The following is a 22304-nucleotide window of genomic DNA, read 5'->3' as shown; positions in this document are numbered from 1 at the left end:
CCGCGGCACCGGCGGGACCAGGGAGGTGTCCTGGGACGACGACGTATCCTCGCTCGTGCTGCGGCACCCCGGCCGGGTCGATCTGGGCCGGATCGGCGACTTCGTGGAAGGCCTGCTCGAGGCCTACGGCAACGACATGCTGCGCTACAAGGGCATCCTGGCCATCGCGGACAGGGACGAGCGCCTGATCTTCCAGGGCGTGCACCGCATCACCGGGTTCGACTACGGCCGGCCCTGGGCGGAGGGGGAGTGCCCGGAGTGCCTGATCGTCATCATCGGGCGCCGCCTGGACGACGCGGATATCCGTTCCCGCTTCGCCCGCGCCGTCGGCCAGGACGCTACGAGTACCGGCGTACCCGGCGCCGGGCCGTCAGGCGCATGCCCAGGATGAGCCCACCGAGGGCGCCCAGGACGAACGCGCACATTAGGCCGATGACCGATGCCTCGTAGAACATCTGGGAGCCGCCCACACCCAGCAACAGGTAGGGTTTCACTTCGTAGAACATGCTTTCCATGATCGCGTTCCTCTCCTCATGTGCCTGGCTTGTTGGTCGGTTGCCTGCGACATGCGCCGCCCGGTCGATCATGCAATGGCTTGCTGGGCAGCGTACTTCTACTGAGTTTGGCCGGACTGTAATACCCGAGTAAAAAAGCTGTCAACAGGCCCGCCGTGGCGGCCGGCCAAAAGAAAACGGGCAGCCTGGGCTGCCCGTGTCCAGTGCCGATGGCGACTTACTTCGGCTGCTGGCCGGCGTAGTACTCGGCGATGGCCTGGATGTCGGCGTCGGACAGGGGGGCGCCCATGGCGTGCATGGCCGACTGGACCCGCTTGCCTTCGCGGTAGTCCTTGAGCGCCTTGACCAGGTAGGCGACCGGCTGCCCTTCCAGGTGCGGCGTGACCATTTCCGGGTTGTCGACGGCGGCGCCATGGCACTTGTCGCAGCGTTCCGCCCATTGCTGGCCGGCGGTCGGCTTCGCCACGCCCGCGGCCTTGGGCGCCTGGGCGACGTAGAACGCGGCGACGTGCGCCAGGTCCTGGTCCTTCACGCCCGCGAGCATGCTCTTCATCTCGGCATGGGCACGGCCGCCGTCGCGATAGTTCTTCATGGTCTTGACCAGGTATTGGGCATCCTGGCCGGCCAGGCTCGGCGTCTTCTCGTCGGCGCTGTGGCCTTGCTGGCCGTGGCAGCCGCCGCACTTGCCGGACAGCGGTTCGCCGGCCTTGGCGTCGCCGGCAGACGACTTGTCGCGTTCGACCGGGGTCTGGGCGGCAAAGTAGGCGGCGATGTTCTCCATGGTGACCTGGTCGAGCTTGGCGACCTGCCCGGACATGGTGGCATCCTTGCGGCTGCCGGCCTTGTAGGCCTGCATGGCGCTGAGCAGGTAGCCCGGATGCTGGCCGGCCAGGCTGGGGGTGCCCGGGACCTTGCTGTTGCCGTCGCTGCCGTGGCAGGCGGCGCACACCGTGGCGGCCGCCTTGCCGGCCGCCACGGTGTCGGCGACACCGGCGGCGGCCGCCGCCCCGGCCGCCTTCTGGCTGGCGTAGTAGGCGGCGATGTTGTTGACGTCGGCCTCCGTGAGTTCGGAGGACAACTGCTGCAGGGCGGCGTGCTGGCGGGTGCCGGTACGGTAGCCGTTCAGCGCGTTGAGCAGATAGGCGACCTTCTGGCCACCCAGGTTCGGGATGTCGGGGCCGGTGCCCTTGCCGTCGAGGCCGTGGCAGCTGACGCACTTGCTTTCCGCGACGGCCTTGCCGGCGGCGATGTCACCGGCAGGCTGGGCGGCCGCGGGTGCGGTGGCAGTGGGCTCCTTGCCGCAGCCGGCGGCCAGGAGGGCGAGGACCAACAGGGATGGGACATATTTTTTCATTGTTATTACCTCGTCGACAGAAATCGGTTTTCGAGGAAGCGAGCCCCGAGGGGCCCGCTATGTGCCTCGGCGGTCAGGCGGAAACGGAGGGCAGGCGACCCTGGGCATCGATGAGATCCTGGGACGGCTTGTAGAGCCACATCTGGTACATGGAGGTGAACCACATGATGGTGAAGCAGATGCCGTACAGCGCGCCGCCGATGATCACGGCCCAGGCGAAGCCGGTCCACAGCTTGGTCAGGTACCAGGCCGCGACGTCCACGATCAGGGACAGGAACGGCGTCGCCAGCACCACGCACTTGAACCAGGCCGGACGGATGTACGAGTGGGTGAAGATGTAGCCGGTGATGAAGAAGATGAAGGTGATCGAGAACAGGTGGATGTGGGAAACCCGGACCAGCGTGGCGATGGTCATGCCGGTGTCGGCGGCCGCCACCTTGGAGACGCCGTCAAAGTTGGTCAGGTTGGGCAGGTTGGGGTTGGCCGAGGGGTTGTGGCAGGCCACGCAGTGTTCCTGCAGGATCGGGCCGATGGTGCTGTCGAATTGGTCCTGGGGGGCCTTGGCGTGCAGCCAGGCGAAGATCTTCTGCTTGTTCTCGGCGTCCAGCATGTCGGCCATCGGGCCGCGCAGGGCGGTTTCCAGGCGGGTCCCTTCCGGATTGCCGCTATACGAGATCATCAGGTCCTTGGCGGACAGCATCGGGTTGCCGTCCTTGCCGGCGTGGGATTCCCAGACCTGGACCATGGCCATGCAGTAGCCGAGGCCGAACACCAGCAGGACCATGCTGAACAGAACCCGCACTGAAAGCGGAAGAAACTTGAAATGGACGTAACTCACCTTGGTCATGAAAAACTCCTGAGATTGAAACTGGGCAGATATTGAACGGGCGCGAGTATATAAGCGGACACTAATGTCGTCAATTTAGACCGACGAAAAGCGCCCCGCTTTGACCTGCGTCAAGCGGAGCGGCTGCGGACCCGGGCGAAAAAGGCGGCGGACAAGAAGAGGGACAGCGAGAGCGCGATTTCGATCCCGGCCAGGATGGCCGACGGCGCCGGCTCGGTCATCGCGCGCATGACGCCTTCGGCGAAATACGGCCAGACCAGCAGGCTGGTCCAGCGGTAGGCGCGCAGACGCCCGTGCAGGATGCCGAAGAGCGGAAACAGCAGGGGCACGACTTTGAGCACCAGCCAGGAACCGCCCGGGCGCAGCGGTGCCAGCCAGAGTTCCCAGGCCAGGCCGAGCAGGATCAGGGCGATCAGGCTGGCGGCGGCGATGCCCGAAAGGCGGGCCGGGTTCAGGCTCGGCATTGCCGGGCCAATTCGACCAGTGCCGCGCGCGCCGATTGCGCGTCCAGTACCGGTTCGGCGAACGGGAAGCGCAGCAGGCGGCCGTCGGCGCGCACGTCGAAGCCATCCGGATCGATGCCGATCATGGCGGCCTCGGCCGCCTCGACCTGATGCACGTGCCGGCAATAGGCACGCAGATTGTCGGCGTGGTCGGCGTTCATGTGCGCCAGGATGCCGCCCTCCGCCTCCGCAAGGGTGCCCGCGGCGGCCAGGTAGGCCTCCGGCTCGATCCAGAAGATGTGTCCGAAACCGCCGATCCAGCGTACCCGGACCGGTTCGATGCGGTAGAAATTGAAGTCGTGCATGGCGAAATAGCCTTCCGCCTGCGGGAAGTAGCGCAGGTAGCGCGGTCCCAGTTCGTCCTTGTCGGGCAGGCGTTCGGCACGCCCGACCACGGTGACCCGGCCGGTCACCTGCATGTCGGCGGCGTAGGGCTGGACGATCATGGAGACGCGCGCGTCGGCGACGATGTTCTTGGTATGTTCGGCGATGTCGGAGATCAGGATCACCGGCCGGCCGGCGTGGTCCAGGATGAAGGGCGATACCGAGCCGAACGGGAAGCCGTCCAGGCGCTTGGAAAGGGTCGACAGCACCCCGCTGGTGTGGCCGCGCGTGAAACGGCGTGCCTCGTTGCCTTGCTCGCTCATGGTCAGTCCCTCAGCTTGGCGGCGATCTCGGCCAGCCGTCTGCCCTGGGCGAAGGCCAGCCGGCGTTCCTCCTCGGTCACCGGCAGGCTGCCGTCGGCACCGGCGAAGTGGCTGACCCCGTAGGGCGTGCCGCCGGAGCGGGTCGAGTTCAGTTCCGGGTTGGCGTAGGGCAGGCCGACGACGACCATGCCGTGGTGCAGCAGCGGCATCATCATCGTCATCAGGGTGGTCTCCTGGCCGCCGTGCAGGCTGGCGGTGGAAGTGAAGACGGCGGCCGGCTTGCCGGCCAGGGCGCCGGACAGCCAGAGGCTCAGGGTGCCGTCCCAGAAATACTTCATGGCCGCGGCCATGTTGCCGAACCGGGTCGGCGAGCCGAGGGCGACGCCGGCGCATTCCTCCAGGTCCCGGAGGGTGGCGTAGGGGGCGCCCGCGTCGGGCACCAGCTTGGCCGGACCGTCCGACTCGGAGACCACCTTGGGCACGGTGCGCAGGCGCGCGCGCATGCCCGGCACCGACTCGACGCCGTGGGCGATATGGGCGGCCAACTGCTTCACCGAGCCGTGCAGGCTGTAGTACAGGATGAGGATGTCATTGTCATTCATGGCGGGTGCTCCGTGCAGAGCCGCCATGCTACCGGAATTCGGGTGCCATCGTTGCCGGGCGGGCCGGACACGGCGGCGCGCGGGGCGTGCACCGCGAAATTTTCCGCGCCATCGCCCCGGGCCACTAAAATGGCGTTTTCCGTTGACCGGTTGTCGATATGAACCTGCACGAATACCAAGCCAAGGCGGTGCTGCGCGAGTTCGGCGTCCCGACGCCGCGCGGCGTTACCGTCGCGGCCGCCGGACAGTGTGCCGCGGCCGCGGCCGAACTGGGCGGCGAAGCCTGGGTGATCAAGGCGCAAGTCCATGCCGGCGGGCGTGGCAAGGCCGGCGGCGTAAGACTCTGCCGCAGCGCCGAGGAATTGAGCGCCGCGGCCGAAGGGCTGCTCGGCAAGCGCCTGGTCACCTACCAGAACGCCCCCGACGGCCAGCCGGTGAGCACCCTGCTGATCGAGGAAACCCTGCCCATCGCGCGCGAACTCTATCTGTCGATCACCGTCGACCGCGCCGCCGAGCGCATCGGCCTGGTCGCCTCGGCCGCCGGTGGCATGGAGATCGAGGAAGTGGCGGCGACGGCACCGGAAAAAATCCTGCGCGAGACGGTCGATCCGATCACCGGGCTGATGGACTACCAGGGCCGCAACCTGGCCTTCGGCCTCGGCCTGGCGGGCGAGCAGATCGCCGCCTTCGTCAAGCTGGTCAAGACCTGCTACCGCATCTTCCTGGAGCGCGACCTCAGCCTGCTCGAGATCAATCCGCTGGTGGTCACGGCGGACGGCCGCATCCTGCCGCTCGACTGCAAGATGGGCATCGACGACAACGCGCTGTATCGCCAGAAGGCCCTGGCCGAACTGGCCGACTTCTCGCAGATCGACCCCAAGGAGGCCGAGGCGCATCACCACAACGTCAACTACATCGCCCTGAACGGCAACATCGGCTGCATGGTCAACGGCGCCGGCCTGGCCATGGCGACCATGGACCTGATCAAGCTGTCCGGCGGCATGCCGGCCAACTTCCTCGACGTCGGCGGCGGCGCCACCGCGCAATCGGTGGCCCAGGCCTTCCAGATCATCCTGGCCGACGCCAACGTCAAGGCGGTGCTGATCAACATCTTCGGCGGCATCGTGCGCTGCGACCTGATCGCCGAGGGCATCATCCAGGCGGTCAAGGAGGTCGGCGTCAAGGTGCCGGTCATCGTCCGGTTGGAAGGCACCAATGCCGACAAGGGGCGCGAGCTGCTGGCCGGTTCCGGGCTGGCCATCATCGCCGCCAACGACCTCAACGAAGCCGCCAAGCGGGCCGTCGTGGAGGCGGCAGCATGAGCAAGGAGCAGGGCTCCCGCTTGCGGGATGCGACTGGCCGCGAGTGCCGCCAGCCGCCGACGCGCTACGCATTGCTTTCCAGAATCTGTTTTGAAGAGGCGGTGCAATGAGCATCCTGATCGACAAGCACACCAAGGTCATCTGCCAGGGCTTCACCGGCAAGCAGGGCACCTTCCATTCCGAACAGGCCATCGCCTACGGCACCCGGATGGTCGGCGGCGTCACGCCGGGCAAGGGCGGCCAGCGCCACCTCGACCTGCCGGTGTTCAACACCGTCAAGGACGCCGTGCGCGAGACCGGCGCCGACGCCACCATGATCTACGTCCCGGCGCCGTTCGCCGCCGACGGTATCCTGGAAGCGGCCGAGGCCGGCATCCGGGTCATCGCCTGCATCACCGAGGGGATACCCGTGCGCGACATGATCAGCGTCAAGGCCGCCATCCGCGCCAACGGGGCGAACCTCATCGGCCCGAACTGCCCCGGCCTGATCACCCCCGGCGAGTGCAAGATCGGCATCATGCCCGGCTTCATCCACCGGCCGGGCAAGGTCGGCATCGTTTCCCGCTCCGGCACCCTGACCTACGAGGCGGTCTGGCAGACCACGCAGAACGGACTGGGCCAGTCGACCTGCGTCGGCATCGGCGGCGATCCCATCAAGGGCCTCGACTTCATCGACTGCCTGGCGCTGTTCCAGGCCGACCCGCAGACGGAAGCCATCATCATGGTCGGCGAGATCGGCGGTACGGCCGAGGAGGCCGCGGCCGAGTACATCCAGGCCCATGTCACGAAGCCCGTTGCGGCCTACATCGCCGGCCTGACCGCGCCCAAGGGCAAGCGCATGGGCCACGCCGGGGCGATCATCGCCGGCGGCTCGGGCAAGGCCGAGGACAAGATCGCCGCCCTGGAGAAGGCCGGCGTGACGGTGGCCAAGAGCCCGGCCGGCATGGGCGAGGCGGTCAAGGCGGCCATCGCCGCCAAGTGAGCCGATGACCCGGGTCGACTTCTACTTCAACGCCCACGACCGCATCGAGGTAGCCCGGCGCCTGGCCGCCAAGGTGCTGCAGTCGGGCCAGCGGGCGTTGCTGTACGTATCCGACCCGGCCCTGGCGGCCGAGCTTGACAGCGGCCTCTGGACCCAGGACAAGTTGTCCTTCCTGCCGCACGTCCGTTGCGGCCACCCGCTGGCCGCGGAAACCCCGCTCCTGATCGGCACCGATCCCGCGGCCCTGGCCTCGCACGACGTCCTGATCAACCTGGACAACGCCTGTCCGACCTGCTTCAGCCGCTTCGAGCGCCTGCTCGAGGTGGTCAGCACCGACCCGGCCGACCGCGATCCGGCGCGCGAGCGCTATCGTTTCTACCGGGATCGCGGTTACGCGATCGAGAACCACGACCTGGCAAGGAGGTGACCATGGCGGACGAACAGAACGATATCTTCGGCAAGATCGACGCCATGCTCGGCAAGCGGGCCGGCTTCGGCGGCGTGGCCCGGCTGGACGAGGAGTTCCCGTTGCTCACCGAGGTGGTCGACGAGACGCCCGAGGAGCCGGCGCCCGACACGGTGCTGCCGGTGCCCGACGCCATGTCGCTGCCCGGCGATACCATGCCCCAGGTGGCCGCGCCCGAGATGACCGCGGGGCAGTTGTCCGAGGTCGACATCGACCGCCTGGCGGCGGCCCTGGAGGCGCGCCTGTCGGAACTGTTCATCCGCCAGCAGCTGCGCATCGAGGCCCTGGTGCGCCGGGTCGTCCAGGAAGAGCTCGACCGGCGCGGCGGACCGCGCTGACCTGCTGATCGGGCCGCCCGGCCCGGCTATAATTCCCCTCTTTGTTCGACCGCGCCGCCGGCGCCTTTACGCCATCATGGAACTCGCCAAATCATTCGAGCCGCACGACATCGAGAAACGCTGGTATGCCCGCTGGGAATCCGCAGGCTACTTCAAGATGGGCGAGGTCCCCGGCCGCGACCACTACTGCATCCTGCTGCCGCCGCCCAACGTCACCGGCACCCTGCACATGGGCCATGCCTTCCAGCACGGCCTCATGGACGCCCTGACCCGCTACCACCGCATGCTCGGCGACAACACCCTGTGGCAGCCGGGCACCGACCACGCCGGCATCGCCACCCAGATCGTCGTCGAGCGCCAGCTGGACGCCCAGAAGGTGTCGCGCCACGACCTCGGCCGTGACCGCTTCCTCGACAAGGTGTGGGAATGGAAGGAGCACTCCGGTTCCACGATCACCCGGCAGATGCGCCGCCTGGGCACCTCGCCGGCCTGGGAGCGCGAACGCTTCACCATGGACGACGGTCTCTCTCGCGCGGTCACCGAAGTCTTCGTCAAGCTTTACCAAGAAGGCCTGATCTACCGCGGCAAGCGCCTGGTCAACTGGGACCCGGTCCTGCAGACCGCGGTGTCCGACCTGGAGGTGGTGAACACCGAGGAGGACGGCTTCATCTGGGAGATCGATTATCCCCTGGAGGACGGCAGCGGCGTCCTCACCGTCGCCACCACCCGGCCGGAGACCCTGCTGGGCGACACCGCCGTGGCGGTCAACCCGGAGGATGAGCGCTACCTCCATCTGGTCGGCAAGCGCGTGCGCCTGCCGGTGGCGGAACGCAGCATCCCGATCATCGCCGACGACTACGTCGACCGCGAGTTCGGCACCGGGGTCGTCAAGATCACCCCGGCGCACGACTTCAACGACTGGCAGGTCGGCCAGCGCCACAACCTGGCGGCCATCAACGTCCTCACCCTGGACGCCCGGATGAACGAGTTCGCGCCGGCGGAGTACCAGGGCCTGGACCGCTACGTGGCGCGCCAGAAGATCCTCGACGAGCTCCAGGCCAAGGGCCTGCTGGTCTCGGCCAAGCCGCACAAGCTGATGATCCCGCGCGGCGACCGCACCCACTCGGTGATCGAGCCGATGCTCACCGACCAGTGGTTCATGAGCATGGCCGGGCTGGCCCGCGACGCGCTCAAGGTGGTCGACAGCGGCGAACTCCGGTTCGTGCCCGAGAACTGGACCACGACCTACCGGCAGTGGCTGGAGAACATCCAGGACTGGTGCATCTCGCGCCAGCTCTGGTGGGGCCACCGCATTCCGGCCTGGTACGACGACTCCGGCAACGTCTACGTCGCCGCGACCGAGGCGGAGGCGACGGCCCAGGCGGGCGGCCGCACGCTGACCCGCGACGAGGACGTGCTCGACACCTGGTTCTCCTCGGCCCTGTGGCCGTTCTCCACCCTGGGCTGGCCGGACGACACCGCCGAGCTGAAGAACTACCTGCCCACCTCGGTGCTGGTGACCGGCTTCGACATCATCTTCTTCTGGGTCGCCCGCATGGTCATGATGACCTTGCACTTCACCGGCAAGGTGCCGTTCAAGGAGGTCTACGTCACCGGCCTGGTGCGCGACTCGCACGGCAACAAGATGTCCAAGTCGAAGGGCAACGTGCTCGACCCGATCGACCTGATCGACGGCATCGCCCTCGACGACCTGGTCAAGAAGCGCACCTTCGGCCTCATGAACCCGAAGCAGGCCGAGGGCATCGAGAAGGCCACGCGCAAGGAATTCCCGGACGGCATCGCCAGCTTCGGTACCGATGCCCTGCGCTTCACCTTCGCCTCCCTGGCCACCCATGGCCGCGACATCAAGTTCGATCTGGCGCGCTGCGAGGGCTACCGCAATTTCTGCAACAAGCTGTGGAACGCCACCCGCTTCGTGCTCATGAACTGCGACGGCCAGGACGCTGGGGTTGATGAGGCGTTGCCACTCGAATTTAGTTTCGTCGACCGCTGGATACTGTCGCGCCTGGAGGCGGCCAAGGCGGCCGTGCACGACGGCTTCGAGCAGTACCGCTTCGACCAGGTCGCCCGCGCCATCTACGAATTCGTCTGGGACGAGTATTGCGACTGGTACGTCGAGCTCGCCAAGGTGCAGATCGGCAACGGCTCCGAGGCCGCCAAGCGGGCGACCCGGCGCACCCTGGTGCGGGTCCTCGAGGAAACCCTGCGCCTGGCCCATCCGGTCATCCCGTTCATCACCGAGGAACTCTGGCAGTCGGTGGCGCCGCTCGCCGGCGCCCGGGGCGACAGCCTCATGCTGGCTGCCTATCCGCTGCCCGACGCCGGCCGCGTCGATGCCGCCGCCCTGGCCGAGATGGAACGCCTCAAGGCGCTCGTCAACGCCTGCCGCAACCTGCGCGGCGAGATGAACCTCGCCCCCTCGGTCAAGGTGCCGCTCTACGTCGAGGGCGACGCCGAGCGGGTCGCCGTCTACGCGCCCTACATGCAACTGCTCGGCCGCCTGGCCGAGGTGCAGGCGAAGACGCCGCTGCCCGAGGGCGAGGCCCCGGTCGCCGTGGTGGGCGATTGGCGCCTGATGCTGCACATCGAGGTCGATCCGGCCGCCGAGCGGGCCCGCCTGGACAAGGAGATCGCGCGCCTGGAGGGCGAGATCAAGAAGGCCGAGGCGAAGCTGGGCAACCCCGGTTTCGTCGACAAGGCACCGGCCGCCGTGGTCGAGCAGGAACGCAAGCGGCTGGCCGATTTTTCGGCCACGCTGGACAAGGTACGGGGGCAGCGCGCTAAATTGGCGTAGGTGGTTCTACTTCGGGGAGTGGCATGACCTGGAAATATGCCTGGCGGTACCGCTGGAAGGTGTTCACCGAAACCGTGACCACGGCCAATTTCTGGTGGACCGTCCTGGGCATCCTGGCCGCCCTGCTGGTCTGGTTCTACCTGTTCTACCTGGCCATCAAGTACCTCGATACCAGCCTGGCCATGCGCACCGCCTTCTGTTCGAGCGACGAGGAGCGCAACCGGCATATCCTGGTCATCGTCCTCTGCACGCCCTTGTTCCTGGTCGGCCTGATCGGGGTCATCGGCGAGTGGATGGCCATCATGGACAACCGGCGCCTGGGCCGGAAGAACAAGTTCAAGGCCCTGGCCGTGTTCGCCGTGCTGCTCCAGGTCACCGCGGTGATCATCCTCTACGCGCTGAAATGCTGAGCGCGCCGGTGCACGCCTGGCGGGCCGCGCTCGGCCTCCTGCGTACGCCGGCTTTCTGGCTCCTTCTGGTCGCCTTCCTGGGCATTGCCCTGGCCCTGGCCGCCCTGATCGTGTTCGCGGTCGAGCGCCACGACACTTTCCTCCGCCTGCGTCCGATGTTGTGCGAACAGGGCGCCGCCGACCGCAAGGTTTTCCTGGTCGCGGTGGCGGCGCCGCCCTGGCTGGTGTTCGTGCTGATCAGCGTCGCCGAGTTGTGGCAGCAGGCGGGCAACTGGTGGGCCGGGCGCGCCGCCCGCTGGCGCCATTTCTGGCTGTTTCTGGGCCTCGCCTCAGGTCTTGGTGCCGCGCTGCTGTTCGGGCTGTCCTGCTGACGGCGCCTCGCACGGGCCGATGCGCACGGCGCGGGTCTGCTCGGTGTAACCCATCAGGTTGTTGTCACGGGTCTGGATGGTGAGGTTGAACCGGGTCGGCGATTCCGGCTTCAGGTCGACGCTCACCGGGATGGGCTGGCTCTTCCACCATTTCAGCCGGCAGGAGCCTTCGAGGTGATAGGTGCCGTTGACCTGGCTCTCCTTGTCGATGGTGCAGCCCTTGCCGGCGATCCAGTCGACGATCTTGTCGCGCGCGTCCCCGGCGATGCAGGTGTGGCTGCTGCCATTCTCCTGGCGCTTGAGGTGCAGGGGCTTGATCTCGCCCGAGCGCTGGTAGGTCATCAGCCACTGGCCGGACTGGATCTGCTTGCTCAGGTCGATGTCCTGGGCCTGCACCGGCAGGACGAACAGGGTCAGTAGCGTGGCGATGAGTCGGACATCGGTCATGGCGGCCTCTCGGGTGTGGTTTCCGGCATTGGACCACGGCGCGGCGCCGGCGTTTCTAGTATTTTCTACTCGCCGGGCGGCCGCTCGGCCGGCACCGCGAGCTGGTGCGGCTACAGCAGGGCCAGGTTATCCCGGTGGATCAGTTCGGGCTCGTCCTGGTAGCCGAGTATGGCGGCGATCTCCGAGCTCGGCTTGCGCAGGATGCGGCGCGCCTCCTCGGAGCCGTAGTTGACCAGGCCGCGCGCGATGTCCTGGCCGTTGCTGTCGATGCAGCCGACCACCTCGCCGCGCCGGAACTCGCCCCGGACCTCGACCACGCCGATCGGCAGCAGGCTCTTGCCCTGGACGCTCAGGGCGCGTACGGCGCCGGCGTCGAGGACCAGGCTGCCGCGTACCTGCAGGTGGTCGGCCAGCCATTGCCGGCGCGCCGCCAGGGGTTCCTTCTTGGCGAGCAGCTGGCTGCCGATCGCTTCGCCGGCGGCCAGGCGTTCGAGGACCTTGTCCTCGCGCCCGCTGGCGATCACCGTGTGGGCGCCGCTGCGCGCCGCGCGCTTGGCGGCCAGTATCTTGGTCAACATGCCGCCCGTGCCGATCCCGGTCCCGGCCCCGCCGGCCATGGCCTCCAGGCTCGGGTCGCCGGCCACCGCCTCGTCCACGAAGCGGGCGTCCGGGTGCTTGCGCGGGTCGGCCGTGTAGAGGCCGCGCTGGTCGGTCAGGATGACCAGGACGTCGGCCTCGATCAGGTTGGCGACCAGGGCACCCAGCGTGTCGTTGTCGCCGACCTTGATCTCGTCCGTGGTGACGGTGTCGTTCTCGTTGATGATCGGGATCACCTTGAAGCCGAGCAGCGTCCGCAGGGTGGTGCGGGCATTCAGGTAGCGTTCCCGGTTGGCCAGGTCGGCATGGGTGAGGAGGACCTGGGCGGTCTGCAGGCCGTGGGCCTTGAAACCGCGCTCGTAGGCCTCGACCAGGCCCATCTGGCCGACCGCGGCGGCGGCCTGGAGTTCGTTCAGGGCATGCGGCCGCTTGCTCCAGCCCAGGCGCTTGACGCCCTCGGCGATGGCGCCGCTGGAGACCAGGACCACTTCCTTGCCGAGCCGGCTCAGGGCGGCGATCTCCTCGGCCCAGCGGGCCAGGCGGGCATGGTCCAGGCCGCGGCCGTCGTTGGTCACCAGGGCGCTGCCCACCTTGACGACGATGCGGCCGGCGTCCGCGACCACGGAGCGGGTCATTCGGCGGCTTCCCCGGCTGGCTCGCCGGGTTCCTCGGTGCGCTTCAGCTCGTCCAGGGCGTCCATGATGGCGAAGATCAGGGGCTGGCAGTTGCTGCCGCTGATGGCGGCGATGGCATACACCGGGCCCTGCCACTGGTAGGCCTCGACGAAGGCGTCGATGCGCCCCTGGCGCTCCGCCTCGGGGATCAGGTCGAGCTTGTTGAGGACCAGCCAGCGCGGCTTGCGGTAGAGCTCCTCGTCGTACTTCCTGAGTTCCTCGACGATGGCGCGGGCCTCGTGCACCGGGTCGGTGTCGGGGTCGAACGGGGCGAGGTCGACCAGATGCAGGAGCAGGCGCGTGCGCGCCAGGTGGCGCAGGAACTGGTGGCCGAGGCCGTGGCCCTCGGCGGCGCCCTCGATCAGGCCGGGGATGTCGGCGATGACGAAGCTGCGGTCGGTATCGACCCGGACCACGCCCAGGTTGGGGTGCAGTGTCGTGAACGGATAGTCGGCGACCTTCGGGCGCGCCGCCGAGACGGCGCGGATGAAGGTGGACTTGCCGGCGTTGGGCATGCCGAGCAGGCCGATGTCGGCCAGGACGCGCAGTTCCAGTTGCAGGTTGCGCGACTCGCCCGGTTCCCCGGGGGTGCTCTGCCGCGGCGCCCGGTTGGTGCTGGATTTGAAGTGCAGGTTGCCGAGGCCGCCCTTGCCGCCCTTGGCGAGCAGGGCACGCTGGCCGTCCTGGGCGAGGTCGGCGATCAGTTCGCCGGTGTCCTCGTCGTGGATCACGGTGCCCACCGGGACGCGCAGGGTGATGTCGTCGGCACCCTTGCCGTAGCAGTCTGAACCCCGTCCGCCTTCGCCGTTGCGGGCCTTGAAGTGGCGGGTATAGCGGTATTCCACCAGGGTGTTGATATTGCGGTCGGCCACCGCCCAGACGCTGCCGCCACGGCCGCCGTCGCCGCCATCCGGACCGCCCAGGGGGATGAACTTCTCCCGGCGGAACGAAACCGCGCCGTTGCCGCCCTTGCCGGCGGCCACCTCGATGCGGGCTTCGTCGATGAATTTCATGGCAATAGATCGTAAATGAAATTGGCCGCGCTGCGGCCAATTCGGTGGCGGGTAAACGTCGGCTCGGCCAAAACTAAAAAGCCCTATCCGAGGATAGGGCTCTCGCGATCACGGGGCGCTCAGGCCTGGACCGGGATGACGCTGACCGTGCGGCGGTTCAGGGGGCCCTTGGTCTTGTACTCGACGGTGCCGTCGACCAGCGCGAACAGGGTGTGGTCCTTGCCGATGCCGACGTTCAGGCCGGGATGGAACTGGGTGCCGCGCTGACGGACGAGGATGTTGCCCGCGGGCACGAACTCGCCGCCGTAGCGCTTGACGCCCAGCATCTTGGGCTTGGAATCGCGGCCGTTACGGGAGCTGCCGCCTGCCTTTTTGTGTGCCATGGTTCATTGACTCCTGTCAGGCGGAAATGCCGTCGATGCGGATTTCCGTGTAGTTCTGGCGGTGGCCCTGGCTCTTGCGGTAGTGCTTGCGGCGACGCATCTTGTAGATGGTCACCTTCTCGCCACGACCGTGGGACAGGACGGTAGCCTTGACGCTGGCGCCGGCGACCACGGGGGTGCCGACCTTGATGTCGTCGCCGTCGGCAACCATCAGGACGTCGTTGATTACGATTTCGCTACCCACTTCGGCGGGCAGGGTTTCAACTTTCAGAGTGCCACCGGCCGCCACTTTGTATTGCTTGCCACCGGTACGGATAACCGCGTACATGCTTCGCTCCAGAAATATCGGCTATGCAGAGAACGGCGGATTATATCCATCGTCCGCCGGAATCGCAAACGAAAATAACGGTATAGTTGCGGGGCCATGCAAACACCGTCCCTCGCCCGTCGTTTCGCCAGCCTTTTCTACGATGCCCTGCTGCTCGGCGCCGTGCTGTTCCTGGCGGGCCTCCTGGTCGTCGGCCTGTTGCCCGACGTCAGCGCCGGCCGTGCCAGGCACCTTTACCAGGCCTGGCTGTTTCTGGTTGCGGGCGTCTATCTCACCTGGTTCTGGTGCCATGGCGGCCAGACCCTGGCCATGAAGACCTGGCGCATCCGCGTCGTCGAGGTCGGTGGCATGCGGCTCGGCTTCGGCCGGGCCTGGCTGCGCTATGGCCTCGCGGCAGTGGGGCTGGCGGCGGGTGGGATGGGTTTCCTGTGGGCGTTCTTCGACCGCGACCGGCTGTTCCTGCACGACCGCCTGGCCGACACCCGCCTGGTGGCGGCCTAGCGCGTCTCCACGCGTCGGAGCGCGACCAGGGCCGCGATCGAGAATACCGTCAGCGGCAGCAGGGCGCTCAGGGTGGGCGGCCAGTCGTTGAGCAAGCCCAGGTTGCCCGACATCCGGTTGATCAGGTGGAAGCCGAGGCCGATCAGGATGCCCAGCAGGACCCGATTGCCGATCTTGCCGCCGCGCGCCTGCTGGTAGGCGAACGGCAGCGCCAGGAGCAGCATCACCGGGGCGGCCAGAGGCGAGGCGAGCTTGCTCCAGAGGGCGATCTCGTAGCGGGTCGCCTTCTGATGGTTGGCGTTCAGGTAACTGATGTAGGAATACAGGGTGCTGACCGCCATGCGGTCCGGGTTGACCATCAGCACGGACAGCAGGTCGGGCGAAATCGGCGACTGCCAGTCCAGTTCCGGGCGCCGGACCACCTGGGTGCCGGTTTCCCCGAGTGAGGTGTCGGTCACGTCGTGCAGTTGCCAGTGGCCGCTGTCGGACCAGTTGGCGGTGCGGGCGATGCGGATGCGGAGCAGCCGGAAGGCGTCGTCGAATTCATACATGCGCACGTCGACCAGGCTCGTATCCGGGCGCATCTGGCGGATGTTGATGAAGGTTCCGCCATCCTTGGCCCAGAGCCCGGAGCGGAACTGCTGGGCGACGATGCCGGTGGTGCTGCGGATCTTGATCTGCTGGGCCAGGCGCTCGGCGGGTGGCGTCAGGTACTCGCCGACCAGCAGGGTGGCGACGCCGAGCAGCAGGCCGAGGGCCGCCATATAGCCGACCAGGCGGCCGGTGCTCAGGCCGGACGCGCGCATGACCGTGAACTCGGAGGTGGCCGCCAGCCGCGCCAGGGCGAAGATGGCCCCGAGCAGGGCGGCGATCGGCAGCAGTTCCTGGGCCCGGCCGGGCATGCTGAGCAGGACGTAGATGACGGCGCGGCCGACCGTGTAGTCGTCGCGCAGGGAATCGAGCTCGTTCATCAGGTCGAAGATGCCGAACAGCAGCAGCAGGGCGGTCAGGGCGAGACCGAAGGAGGCCAGTATCTGGCCGCTCAGGTAACGGAACAGCAGGGTCATCGCCGGCCCCTGGTGAGGGCGCGCCCGTAGCGCCACCAGTAGCTCGCCACCAGGAGGGCCAGGGCCATGCCGTGCACCAGGGCCAGGCTGGCCCCGGCGCCCAGGCTGCCGTGGCTGACCCAGGACTGGCTCAGGCTGACGACGTTGATGTACAGGGTGAACAACAGGATGGCGAGCAGGATGTTCAAGGAACGCCCGGCGCGCGGGTTGATGAAGCTGATCGGCACGGCGAACAGCGACAGCATCAGGGCGCTGATCGGGGTGCCGATGCGCCAGGCCAGTTCCGCCTGGTTGCCGGGGCTCGGGTTGGCCAGCAGGTAGGCGGTGTCGCGCTCCCTGGGCGGGGCCGTCTTGGTCTTGACCTTGGCGGGGTCCAGGCGGAAGCCGTAGTGGAGGAAGTCGGCGACCCGGTAGTCGGCCTGGCCGGGGATGCCCTCGTAGCGGCGGCCGGTGTCGAGGACCAGGAAGCGGTCGCCGTTCGGCATCTGCTGGACCGAACCCTGGTTGGCCACCACGATGCCGGTGCGGCCCTGGTCCTCGGACTGGATGAAGATGTTGCGCACGTCCGGGCCGCGTTCCTTGAGGCTCTCGACGAAATACACCCGGGTGCCGCGCTGGGTCTCGGCGAACAGGCCGGGAGTCAGGTCGGCCGCCTCGTCCTTCTTCACCGTCAGGTAGTTTTCGTATTCGGTACGCTGCTGTGCCAGCCAGGGGTTGAGCGCCAGGCTGAGGGTGCCGATGATCAGGGTGATCGGCACGGACAGGCGCAGCACCGACGGTATCCAGGCCAGCGGCGACAGGCCCGCCCCCGACCAGATCACCATCTCGCTGTCCTGCCAGTAACGCGAGAAGGTCAGCAGGACGCCGATGAAGAGCGCCAGGGCGAGCAGGATGTGGAGAAAGCGCAGGTAGCCGAAGGTGATGAACGGCAGGACCGCCGAGACGCCGATCTCGCCCAGGGCCGCGGTACCCAGGATGCGTACCGACAGGATGACCAGCATGATGGCCGACACGACGCCCAGCGCGATCCCCGATGTGGCGGTCATTTCCCGCAGGAGGGCTCTTTGGTAGAGGCGCATGCTTTGATTTATGCTGGTGGGGCCCAGGCGCACCCGGAGCGGGTGCCGCCCTATCGATCGTCCGAGACAGAACCGTTTGACTTAGGAGTTCGCCGTGGAATTTAGCATAAAAAGCCGTAGCCCCGAGAAGATGAAGACCCCCTGCGCCGTCGTCGGCGTCTACGAGCCGGGCAAGCTGACGCCCGCCGCCCAGGCGCTCGACCTGGCCGGCGGAGGCGTGCTCGCTGCCCTGATCAAACGCGGCGACGTGGATGGCCGTGCCGGCTCCACGCTGATTCTCCACAACCCGGCCGGCCTGGTTTGCGAGCGGGTGTTGCTGGTCGGTCTCGGCAAGGAAGAGGAATTCGGCGAGAAGGCTTTCCGGGATGCCGCCCGCACCGCCATCAAGGCCCTGGCCGGCACCGGCGCGAGCGAAGCGGCGGTCTTCCTGCCCGAGGTGCCGGTGGGCCTGCACGACCCGGGCTGGAAGGCCGAGCAGATCGTCGTCATGGCGGGCGAGGCGGCGTACCGCTTCGACGGCATGAAGAGCCACAAGGACGACGACAAGAAAGCCCTGCGCAAGCTGACCCTGATGGTCGGCGCCGGCGTCGCCGGGGTGACCGAGGCCGGGGTCGCCCGCGGCCAGGCCATCGTCAACGGCGTCAATCTGGCCAAGGACCTGGGCAACCTGCCGGGCAACGTCTGCACGCCCGGCTACCTGGCCGATCGCGCCAAGGCCCTGGCCGAGGCCGGCAAGATGAAGATCCAGGTGCTCGGCCAGAAGGACATGGAGAAGCTCGGCATGGGCTCCCTGCTTTCCGTCGCCAAGGGTTCCGAGCAGCCGCCCAAGTTCATCGTCATGGAATACCGCGGTGGCGCCAAGTCGGACAAGCCGGTCGTCCTGGTCGGCAAGGGCATCACCTTCGATTCCGGCGGCATCTCGCTCAAGCCGGCCGCCGAGATGGACGAGATGAAGTACGACATGTGCGGTGCCGCCTCGGTGCTCGGCACCCTGCAGGCGGTCGCCGAGTTGAAGCTGCCCCTGAACGTGGTGGGCCTGATTCCGACCTGCGAGAACATGCCGAGTGGGGGGGCCAACAAGCCGGGCGACATCGTCACCTCGATGTCCGGCCAGACCATCGAAGTGCTCAACACCGACGCCGAGGGGCGGCTGATCCTGTGCGACGCGCTGACCTACGCCGAACGCTTCGAGCCGGCCGCGGTGATCGACATCGCCACCCTGACCGGGGCCTGCGTGATCGCCCTCGGCCACGTCGTCTCCGGTCTGCTCGCCAACGACGATGCCCTGGCGCGCGAGGTCTACCAGGCCGGGGAACAGGCCGGCGACCGCTGCTGGCAGCTGCCCCTGCTGGACGAGTACCAGGACCAGCTGAAGAGCAATTTCGCCGACATGGCCAACATCGGCGGCCGCCCGGCCGGCACCATCACGGCCTCGGCCTTCCTGTCGCGTTTCACCAAGAAGTACAAGTGGGCGCACCTGGACATTGCCGGCACGGCCTGGAAGTCGGGCAAGGAGAAGGGCGGCACCGGCCGTCCGGTGCCGCTGCTGGTGCATTTCCTGGCCGGACGGGCGCAGAAATAACCGCGCCATTCCCGTCCCGGGCGGCGGCGACGGGAAGCCTCGATCCATCTTGATTCCGTCGTCATGGCGCCGGGAGCCCTGCTGAATCAAATCTCAGGGGGTGTGCCCGGCGGATGGACGTTGGCTTCCCGGAGCCTTTCCGTCGGTTTCGCGGGGTTTGGCCGGGGGTGCCCGGCAGCGCCTCACTTTCTTTACTCGTGCAAAGAAAGTAAGCAAAGAAAACACGCCCCGCATCCGTCGAAACCCCGGGATTTCGGATCGAGGCCGGGCGGCGAAAGAACTCGCTGCGCTCAGACACCTTTCGCCGACTTCCCCCGTCCTCGCCCCGAAATCCCGGCTCCGGCTGAGGGGGAACACACCCTTTGTCCATGTCCGTGTTTACTGTGTTAGGACGGCGTCTTATGCTTCGAGAAGCATAAGAATCATTAGGTTGGATACAGGGATGGTTGCCAAATTTTCTGTGGCAGCCTTTGTGCTCACTCTGTCCATTGCAGGGTGTGTTGCCTTATTCGTCATGATGGGGCCATTTGGCATGTTGTCCATATCTCTTGGCGACGGCCCCGTTCGCGTATGTGTTGATCAACCTGGTTCGGGGCAAGACCAAACTGATCGATTTGCCTGGGCGTAGAACGGCAATGGGACGCTTGTTTATCTTGTTGGGTTTGTCGTTTTGTGCGCTGGCAGGCCTCCTCGCTTTCATCGGATATTGGTTGACCGATAGTCACTATGCCGCCGTGAAGATATTGGCGATTCCCTTCTGCGTTGGTGTGTTGTTTACGATCTTTTCCGGCGTGAAATTCGATGCTCGATGAGCCCACCGCAAGCTGGGGAGGGCAGGGTGGGGGCGTTGTCCCTTCCCCTCTGAGCCGCCAAATTCTTGGCGAATATTCGGGGGATGTCGGCGAGCACTGTTTGAGCCCGCAGGGCGAGTTGCGCAGCCGCCCGAATGTTTGCCAAGAATTTGGGAACCCGAAGGGCGGTGAAGTGGGGTGTGCTTTCTTTGCTGACTTTCTTTGCACGAGCAAAGAAAGTCAGGCGTTGCCGGGCGCCTCCCGGCCTGAGCCGTTTGCGAAGTGATGTCCTGGCTTTGGCGGTAAGGCAAATTAACCGTTACGCCCTCTCGCCCACGTCCCTCTCCCAAAGGGCGAGGGGAGAAAACTGCCTACTCCGGTTCCAGCACCGTATTCCTGGCCTCCGGTAACAGCTCCGGATAATCCCTCGACGCGTGCAGGCCCCGGCTCTCGTGCCGGGCCTGGGCGCAACGCACCATGAGGCCGGCCGTCTCGACCAGGTTGCGCAACTCGATCAGGTCGTTGCTGACCCGGAAGTTGCTGTAGTACTCGTGGATCTCCTGGCGCAGCAGGCGGATGCGGTGCACCGCCCGCTCCAGGCGCTTGTTGGTGCGCACGATGCCGACGTAGTCCCACATGAAGCTGCGCAGCTCGTGCCAGTTGTGGGTAATGACGATCTGCTCGTCCGCGTCGGTAACCCGGCTCTCGTCCCAGTCGGGCAACACGGGTGCCTCGGCGGGGGTGCCGCGGACGATGTCCGCCGCCGCGGCGCGGCCGTAGACCAGGCACTCGAGCAGGGAGTTGCTGGCCAGCCGGTTGGCCCCGTGCAGGCCGGTGCAGGTGGTCTCGCCGATGGCGTAGAGGTTCTCCAGGTCGGTGCGGCTGTTCTCGTCCACCAGGACCCCGCCGCAGGTGTAATGGGCGGCCGGCGCGACCGGTATCCATTCGCGCGTGATGTCGATGCCGAGTTCCTTGCAGCGGGCATAGATGTTGGGGAAGTGGCCGACGATGAACTTGGCCGGCTGGTGCGTGATGTCCAGGTAGACGCAGTCGAGGCCGCGCTTCTTCATCTCGAAGTCGATGGCGCGGGCGACGATGTCGCGCGGCGCCAGTTCGGCCCGCTCGTCGTGCTCGGGCATGAAGCGGGTGCCGTCGGGCAGGCGCAGCACGGCGCCCTCGCCGCGCATGGCCTCGGTGATCAGGAAGGACTTGGCCTGCGGGTGGTACAGGCAGGTCGGATGGAATTGCACGAATTCCAGGTTGGCGACCCGGCAGCCGGCCCGCCAGGCCATGGCGACGCCGTCGCCGGTGGCGGTGTCGGGGTTGGAGGTGTAGAGGAATACCTTGCCGGCGCCGCCGGTGGCGAGCACCGTATGGCCGGCGGCGATGGTTTCGACCTGGTCGGCGTCGGCGTCCAGGACGTAGGCGCCGTAGACGCGCTTGTCGTCGAGACCGAGCTTGCGTCCGGTGATCAGGTCGATGGCGATGTGGCGTTCCTTGAACTCGACGTTGGGCGCGGCGCGCAGCCTGGCCATCAGGGTTTCCTGGACACCCGCACCGGTGGCGTCGGCGACGTGGAAGATGCGGCGCTGGCTGTGGCCGCCCTCGCGGGTCAGGTGGTAGCCGTTGTTCTCGCGGTCGAACGGCACGCCCTGCCAGATCAGCCACTTGATGGCGTCCGGGCCGTGTTCGACGACGTAGCGCACGGCGGCCTCGTCGCACAACCCGGCCCCGGCGACCAGGGTGTCGCGGATGTGGTCGGCGAAGCTGTCCTCGTTGGAGAAGGCGGCCGCGATGCCGCCCTGGGCCATGGCGCTGGAACTGTCGCCGAAGGTCTTCTTGGTGATCATCAGGATGCGCAGGTGCTCGGGCAGGGAGAGGGCGAGCGTGCAGGCGGCGAGGCCGGAACCGATGATGAGGACGTCGTAATCTTGCATGGTGCGAGGGGGAACTTACGTGGCGTGGCCGATGTCAGTAGCGCAGTACTGGCGCTTCAGTGACGGTTATACTAGCCCGGTTTTGATGGAAAGGGTGGGCCAGGGGCTTCCATGCTCCGTATGAATCGATCATGAGCGAACAGGATATTGACCGGCAGCTGGTGGAACGAGCGCGCTTGGGCGACAAGCGGGCGTTCGAGCTGTTGGTCGAGAAGTATCACCGGCGCTTGCTCAGGCTGTTGTCGCGCATGGTGCGCGACCCGGACGAAGTCGACGATATCGCCCAGGAAACCTTCATCAAGGCGTACCGGGCCTTGCCCAATTTCCGCGGCGACTCGGCCTTCTACACCTGGCTGTACCGGATCGGCGTAAACACGGCCAAGAACTATCTGGCGACGCGCAAGAAGTCCATGCCGACCATCAGCGAGCAGGCACTGGACGACGACGACGAGCCCGACGAGCGCCTGGTCGCGCAGGACATCAGTACGCCGGAGTCGGAGTTGCTGTCCAAGCAGGTGGCCATGGCGGTCAACCAGGTCGTCGAGGCCCTGCCCGAGGAGTTGCGCACTGCCATCACCCTGCGGGAGATGGAGGGCTTGAGTTACGAGGAGATCGCCGAGATGATGGGTTGCCCCATCGGCACCGTGCGATCCCGGATTTTCCGGGCGCGCGAGGCTATCGCCGCCAAGCTGCGGCCGATACTCGGTACGTCCGAAGACAAAAGGTGGTGAAG

General features: G+C 66.9%; 26 protein-coding genes. 12 read left to right on the top strand and 14 right to left on the bottom strand.

Annotated features, from left to right (window positions below; translation table 11 throughout):
- A partial coding sequence (locus EZJ19_RS01520) for a GTP-binding protein (protein ID WP_206199274.1) occupies positions 1 to 391 on the top strand: 391 nt, incomplete at its 5' end.
- Here the strand turns inward: EZJ19_RS01520 and EZJ19_RS15730 are convergent.
- The 6 genes from EZJ19_RS15730 to wrbA all read right to left on the bottom strand — a co-directional run bounded on the left by EZJ19_RS15730 (position 339) and on the right by wrbA (position 4468).
- Complete coding sequence (locus EZJ19_RS15730; RefSeq protein WP_165873419.1) at positions 339 to 515, bottom strand: hypothetical protein; 177 nt, start codon at positions 513 to 515, stop codon at positions 339 to 341. The genes EZJ19_RS01520 and EZJ19_RS15730 overlap by 53 nt on opposite strands.
- A 217-nt stretch (positions 516 to 732) precedes the next feature.
- The gene (locus tag EZJ19_RS01515; protein WP_131444541.1) at positions 733 to 1869 is read right to left on the bottom strand and encodes a c-type cytochrome; all 1137 of its coding nucleotides are present in this window, start codon (positions 1867 to 1869) and stop codon (positions 733 to 735) included.
- A gap of 73 nt (positions 1870 to 1942) precedes the next feature.
- Entirely contained in the window at positions 1943 to 2716 is a 774-nt protein-coding gene (locus EZJ19_RS01510) for an elongation factor-1 alpha (protein WP_131444540.1), read from the bottom strand.
- Between the two features lie 110 nt (positions 2717 to 2826).
- On the bottom strand, positions 2827 to 3180 hold the full coding sequence (locus EZJ19_RS01505) for a DUF2069 domain-containing protein (RefSeq protein WP_131444539.1): 354 nt from the start codon (positions 3178 to 3180) through the stop codon (positions 2827 to 2829).
- Entirely contained in the window at positions 3168 to 3866 is a 699-nt protein-coding gene (locus EZJ19_RS01500; RefSeq protein ID WP_131444538.1) for a HugZ family pyridoxamine 5'-phosphate oxidase, read from the bottom strand. Before EZJ19_RS01500 ends, EZJ19_RS01505 begins: the two co-directional genes overlap by 13 nt.
- A gap of 2 nt (positions 3867 to 3868) precedes the next feature.
- Complete coding sequence (gene wrbA / locus EZJ19_RS01495; protein WP_131444537.1) at positions 3869 to 4468, bottom strand: NAD(P)H:quinone oxidoreductase; 600 nt, start codon at positions 4466 to 4468, stop codon at positions 3869 to 3871.
- A gap of 158 nt (positions 4469 to 4626) precedes the next feature.
- Between wrbA and sucC the strand changes: the two genes are divergently transcribed.
- The 7 genes from sucC (at position 4627) to EZJ19_RS01460 (ending at position 11172) form a co-directional block, all read left to right on the top strand.
- The gene (sucC, locus tag EZJ19_RS01490) at positions 4627 to 5790 is read left to right on the top strand and encodes an ADP-forming succinate--CoA ligase subunit beta (protein ID WP_131444536.1); all 1164 of its coding nucleotides are present in this window, start codon (positions 4627 to 4629) and stop codon (positions 5788 to 5790) included.
- A gap of 106 nt (positions 5791 to 5896) precedes the next feature.
- Positions 5897 to 6772, top strand: a complete 876-nt coding sequence (gene sucD / locus EZJ19_RS01485; RefSeq protein ID WP_131444535.1) for a succinate--CoA ligase subunit alpha — start codon at positions 5897 to 5899, stop codon at positions 6770 to 6772.
- 4 nt (positions 6773 to 6776) lie between these two features.
- Entirely contained in the window at positions 6777 to 7199 is a 423-nt protein-coding gene (locus EZJ19_RS01480; RefSeq protein ID WP_131444534.1) for a DNA polymerase III subunit chi, read from the top strand.
- A gap of 2 nt (positions 7200 to 7201) precedes the next feature.
- Positions 7202 to 7576 carry a hypothetical protein gene (locus EZJ19_RS01475; protein ID WP_131444533.1) on the top strand — a complete coding sequence of 125 codons (375 nt, stop codon included), beginning with the start codon at positions 7202 to 7204 and terminating at the stop codon, positions 7574 to 7576.
- Between the two features lie 76 nt (positions 7577 to 7652).
- Positions 7653 to 10391 carry a valine--tRNA ligase gene (locus tag EZJ19_RS01470; protein ID WP_131444532.1) on the top strand — a complete coding sequence of 913 codons (2739 nt, stop codon included), beginning with the start codon at positions 7653 to 7655 and terminating at the stop codon, positions 10389 to 10391.
- Positions 10392 to 10414: 23 nt separating this feature from the next.
- A complete protein-coding gene (locus EZJ19_RS01465) occupies positions 10415 to 10801 on the top strand; it encodes a hypothetical protein (protein WP_131444531.1) in 387 nt (128 codons plus the stop codon).
- Positions 10795 to 11172: a hypothetical protein gene (locus EZJ19_RS01460; RefSeq protein ID WP_131444530.1), complete on the top strand. Its 378-nt coding sequence runs from the start codon at positions 10795 to 10797 to the stop codon at positions 11170 to 11172. Before EZJ19_RS01465 ends, EZJ19_RS01460 begins: the two co-directional genes overlap by 7 nt.
- On the opposite strand, the gene EZJ19_RS01455 is transcribed toward EZJ19_RS01460, so the two are convergent.
- The 5 genes from EZJ19_RS01455 to rplU all read right to left on the bottom strand — a co-directional run bounded on the left by EZJ19_RS01455 (position 11131) and on the right by rplU (position 14614).
- Positions 11131 to 11619 (bottom strand): DUF3617 domain-containing protein, encoded by a 489-nt coding sequence (locus tag EZJ19_RS01455; RefSeq protein WP_131444529.1) that lies wholly within the window; start codon positions 11617 to 11619, stop codon positions 11131 to 11133. The genes EZJ19_RS01460 and EZJ19_RS01455 overlap by 42 nt on opposite strands.
- Before the next feature lie 110 nt (positions 11620 to 11729).
- A complete protein-coding gene (proB, locus tag EZJ19_RS01450) occupies positions 11730 to 12851 on the bottom strand; it encodes a glutamate 5-kinase (protein WP_131444528.1) in 1122 nt (373 codons plus the stop codon).
- A complete protein-coding gene (gene obgE / locus EZJ19_RS01445; RefSeq protein WP_131444527.1) occupies positions 12848 to 13903 on the bottom strand; it encodes a GTPase ObgE in 1056 nt (351 codons plus the stop codon). The genes proB and obgE overlap by 4 nt, the downstream gene beginning before the upstream one ends.
- A 119-nt stretch (positions 13904 to 14022) precedes the next feature.
- A complete protein-coding gene (gene rpmA / locus EZJ19_RS01440; RefSeq protein ID WP_131444526.1) occupies positions 14023 to 14286 on the bottom strand; it encodes a 50S ribosomal protein L27 in 264 nt (87 codons plus the stop codon).
- Positions 14287 to 14302: 16 nt separating this feature from the next.
- A complete protein-coding gene (gene rplU, locus EZJ19_RS01435) occupies positions 14303 to 14614 on the bottom strand; it encodes a 50S ribosomal protein L21 (RefSeq protein ID WP_131444525.1) in 312 nt (103 codons plus the stop codon).
- A gap of 96 nt (positions 14615 to 14710) precedes the next feature.
- Here rplU and EZJ19_RS01430 point away from each other — a divergent pair, with 96 nt between their 5' ends.
- Positions 14711 to 15115, top strand: a complete 405-nt coding sequence (locus EZJ19_RS01430; RefSeq protein WP_131444524.1) for an RDD family protein — start codon at positions 14711 to 14713, stop codon at positions 15113 to 15115.
- Here EZJ19_RS01430 and lptG read toward each other — a convergent pair.
- Together lptG and lptF are read right to left on the bottom strand one after the other, a co-directional pair.
- A complete protein-coding gene (lptG, locus tag EZJ19_RS01425; RefSeq protein ID WP_131444523.1) occupies positions 15112 to 16182 on the bottom strand; it encodes an LPS export ABC transporter permease LptG in 1071 nt (356 codons plus the stop codon). The two genes, EZJ19_RS01430 and lptG, sit on opposite strands and share 4 nt — an antisense overlap.
- A complete protein-coding gene (gene lptF, locus EZJ19_RS01420) occupies positions 16179 to 17261 on the bottom strand; it encodes an LPS export ABC transporter permease LptF (protein WP_131444522.1) in 1083 nt (360 codons plus the stop codon). Before lptF ends, lptG begins: the two co-directional genes overlap by 4 nt.
- Positions 17262 to 17355: 94 nt before the next feature.
- Between lptF and EZJ19_RS01415 the strand changes: the two genes are divergently transcribed.
- Positions 17356 to 18843: a leucyl aminopeptidase gene (locus EZJ19_RS01415; protein WP_131444521.1), complete on the top strand. Its 1488-nt coding sequence runs from the start codon at positions 17356 to 17358 to the stop codon at positions 18841 to 18843.
- Between the two features lie 575 nt (positions 18844 to 19418).
- Positions 19419 to 19655, top strand: a complete 237-nt coding sequence (locus EZJ19_RS01410) for a hypothetical protein (protein WP_131444520.1) — start codon at positions 19419 to 19421, stop codon at positions 19653 to 19655.
- Positions 19656 to 20005: 350 nt separating this feature from the next.
- On the opposite strand, the gene nadB is transcribed toward EZJ19_RS01410, so the two are convergent.
- Entirely contained in the window at positions 20006 to 21571 is a 1566-nt protein-coding gene (gene nadB / locus EZJ19_RS01405; protein WP_131444519.1) for an L-aspartate oxidase, read from the bottom strand.
- Positions 21572 to 21702: 131 nt separating this feature from the next.
- Between nadB and rpoE the strand changes: the two genes are divergently transcribed.
- Positions 21703 to 22302, top strand: coding sequence for an RNA polymerase sigma factor RpoE (gene rpoE / locus EZJ19_RS01400; protein ID WP_131444518.1), 600 nt, complete (start codon positions 21703 to 21705; stop codon positions 22300 to 22302).
- The last annotated feature ends 2 nt before the right edge of the window (positions 22303 to 22304 follow it).

The sequence above is a fragment of the Parasulfuritortus cantonensis genome (assembly GCF_004337445.1).
Classification (GTDB): Bacteria; Pseudomonadota; Gammaproteobacteria; order Burkholderiales; family Thiobacillaceae; genus Parasulfuritortus; species Parasulfuritortus cantonensis.
The sequence above is the reverse complement of the archived record's forward strand: the minus strand, read 5'-3'. Positions and strand labels throughout refer to the sequence as shown.

Bases quoted from the DNA above. Each gene is read 5' to 3' on its own strand.
- rplU (WP_131444525.1), bottom strand. From the start codon at position 14,614: ATGTACGCGGTTATCCGTACCGGTGGCAAGCAATACAAAGTGGCGGCC.
- EZJ19_RS01505 (WP_131444539.1), bottom strand. From the start codon at position 3,180: ATGCCGAGCCTGAACCCGGCCCGCCTTTCGGGCATCGCCGCCGCCAGC.
- EZJ19_RS01515 (WP_131444541.1), bottom strand. From the start codon at position 1,869: ATGAAAAAATATGTCCCATCCCTGTTGGTCCTCGCCCTCCTGGCCGCC.
- obgE (WP_131444527.1), bottom strand. From the start codon at position 13,903: ATGAAATTCATCGACGAAGCCCGCATCGAGGTGGCCGCCGGCAAGGGC.
- EZJ19_RS01480 (WP_131444534.1), top strand. From the start codon at position 6,777: ATGACCCGGGTCGACTTCTACTTCAACGCCCACGACCGCATCGAGGTA.
- proB (WP_131444528.1), bottom strand. From the start codon at position 12,851: ATGACCCGCTCCGTGGTCGCGGACGCCGGCCGCATCGTCGTCAAGGTG.
- rpoE (WP_131444518.1), top strand. From the start codon at position 21,703: ATGAGCGAACAGGATATTGACCGGCAGCTGGTGGAACGAGCGCGCTTG.
- nadB (WP_131444519.1), bottom strand. From the start codon at position 21,571: ATGCAAGATTACGACGTCCTCATCATCGGTTCCGGCCTCGCCGCCTGC.
- lptG (WP_131444523.1), bottom strand. From the start codon at position 16,182: ATGACCCTGCTGTTCCGTTACCTGAGCGGCCAGATACTGGCCTCCTTC.
- wrbA (WP_131444537.1), bottom strand. From the start codon at position 4,468: ATGAATGACAATGACATCCTCATCCTGTACTACAGCCTGCACGGCTCG.
- rpmA (WP_131444526.1), bottom strand. From the start codon at position 14,286: ATGGCACACAAAAAGGCAGGCGGCAGCTCCCGTAACGGCCGCGATTCC.
- EZJ19_RS01460 (WP_131444530.1), top strand. From the start codon at position 10,795: ATGCTGAGCGCGCCGGTGCACGCCTGGCGGGCCGCGCTCGGCCTCCTG.
- EZJ19_RS01510 (WP_131444540.1), bottom strand. From the start codon at position 2,716: ATGACCAAGGTGAGTTACGTCCATTTCAAGTTTCTTCCGCTTTCAGTG.
- EZJ19_RS01475 (WP_131444533.1), top strand. From the start codon at position 7,202: ATGGCGGACGAACAGAACGATATCTTCGGCAAGATCGACGCCATGCTC.
- sucC (WP_131444536.1), top strand. From the start codon at position 4,627: ATGAACCTGCACGAATACCAAGCCAAGGCGGTGCTGCGCGAGTTCGGC.
- EZJ19_RS01470 (WP_131444532.1), top strand. From the start codon at position 7,653: ATGGAACTCGCCAAATCATTCGAGCCGCACGACATCGAGAAACGCTGG.
- EZJ19_RS01430 (WP_131444524.1), top strand. From the start codon at position 14,711: ATGCAAACACCGTCCCTCGCCCGTCGTTTCGCCAGCCTTTTCTACGAT.
- lptF (WP_131444522.1), bottom strand. From the start codon at position 17,261: ATGCGCCTCTACCAAAGAGCCCTCCTGCGGGAAATGACCGCCACATCG.
- EZJ19_RS01455 (WP_131444529.1), bottom strand. From the start codon at position 11,619: ATGACCGATGTCCGACTCATCGCCACGCTACTGACCCTGTTCGTCCTG.
- EZJ19_RS01500 (WP_131444538.1), bottom strand. From the start codon at position 3,866: ATGAGCGAGCAAGGCAACGAGGCACGCCGTTTCACGCGCGGCCACACC.
- EZJ19_RS01465 (WP_131444531.1), top strand. From the start codon at position 10,415: ATGACCTGGAAATATGCCTGGCGGTACCGCTGGAAGGTGTTCACCGAA.
- sucD (WP_131444535.1), top strand. From the start codon at position 5,897: ATGAGCATCCTGATCGACAAGCACACCAAGGTCATCTGCCAGGGCTTC.
- EZJ19_RS15730 (WP_165873419.1), bottom strand. From the start codon at position 515: ATGGAAAGCATGTTCTACGAAGTGAAACCCTACCTGTTGCTGGGTGTG.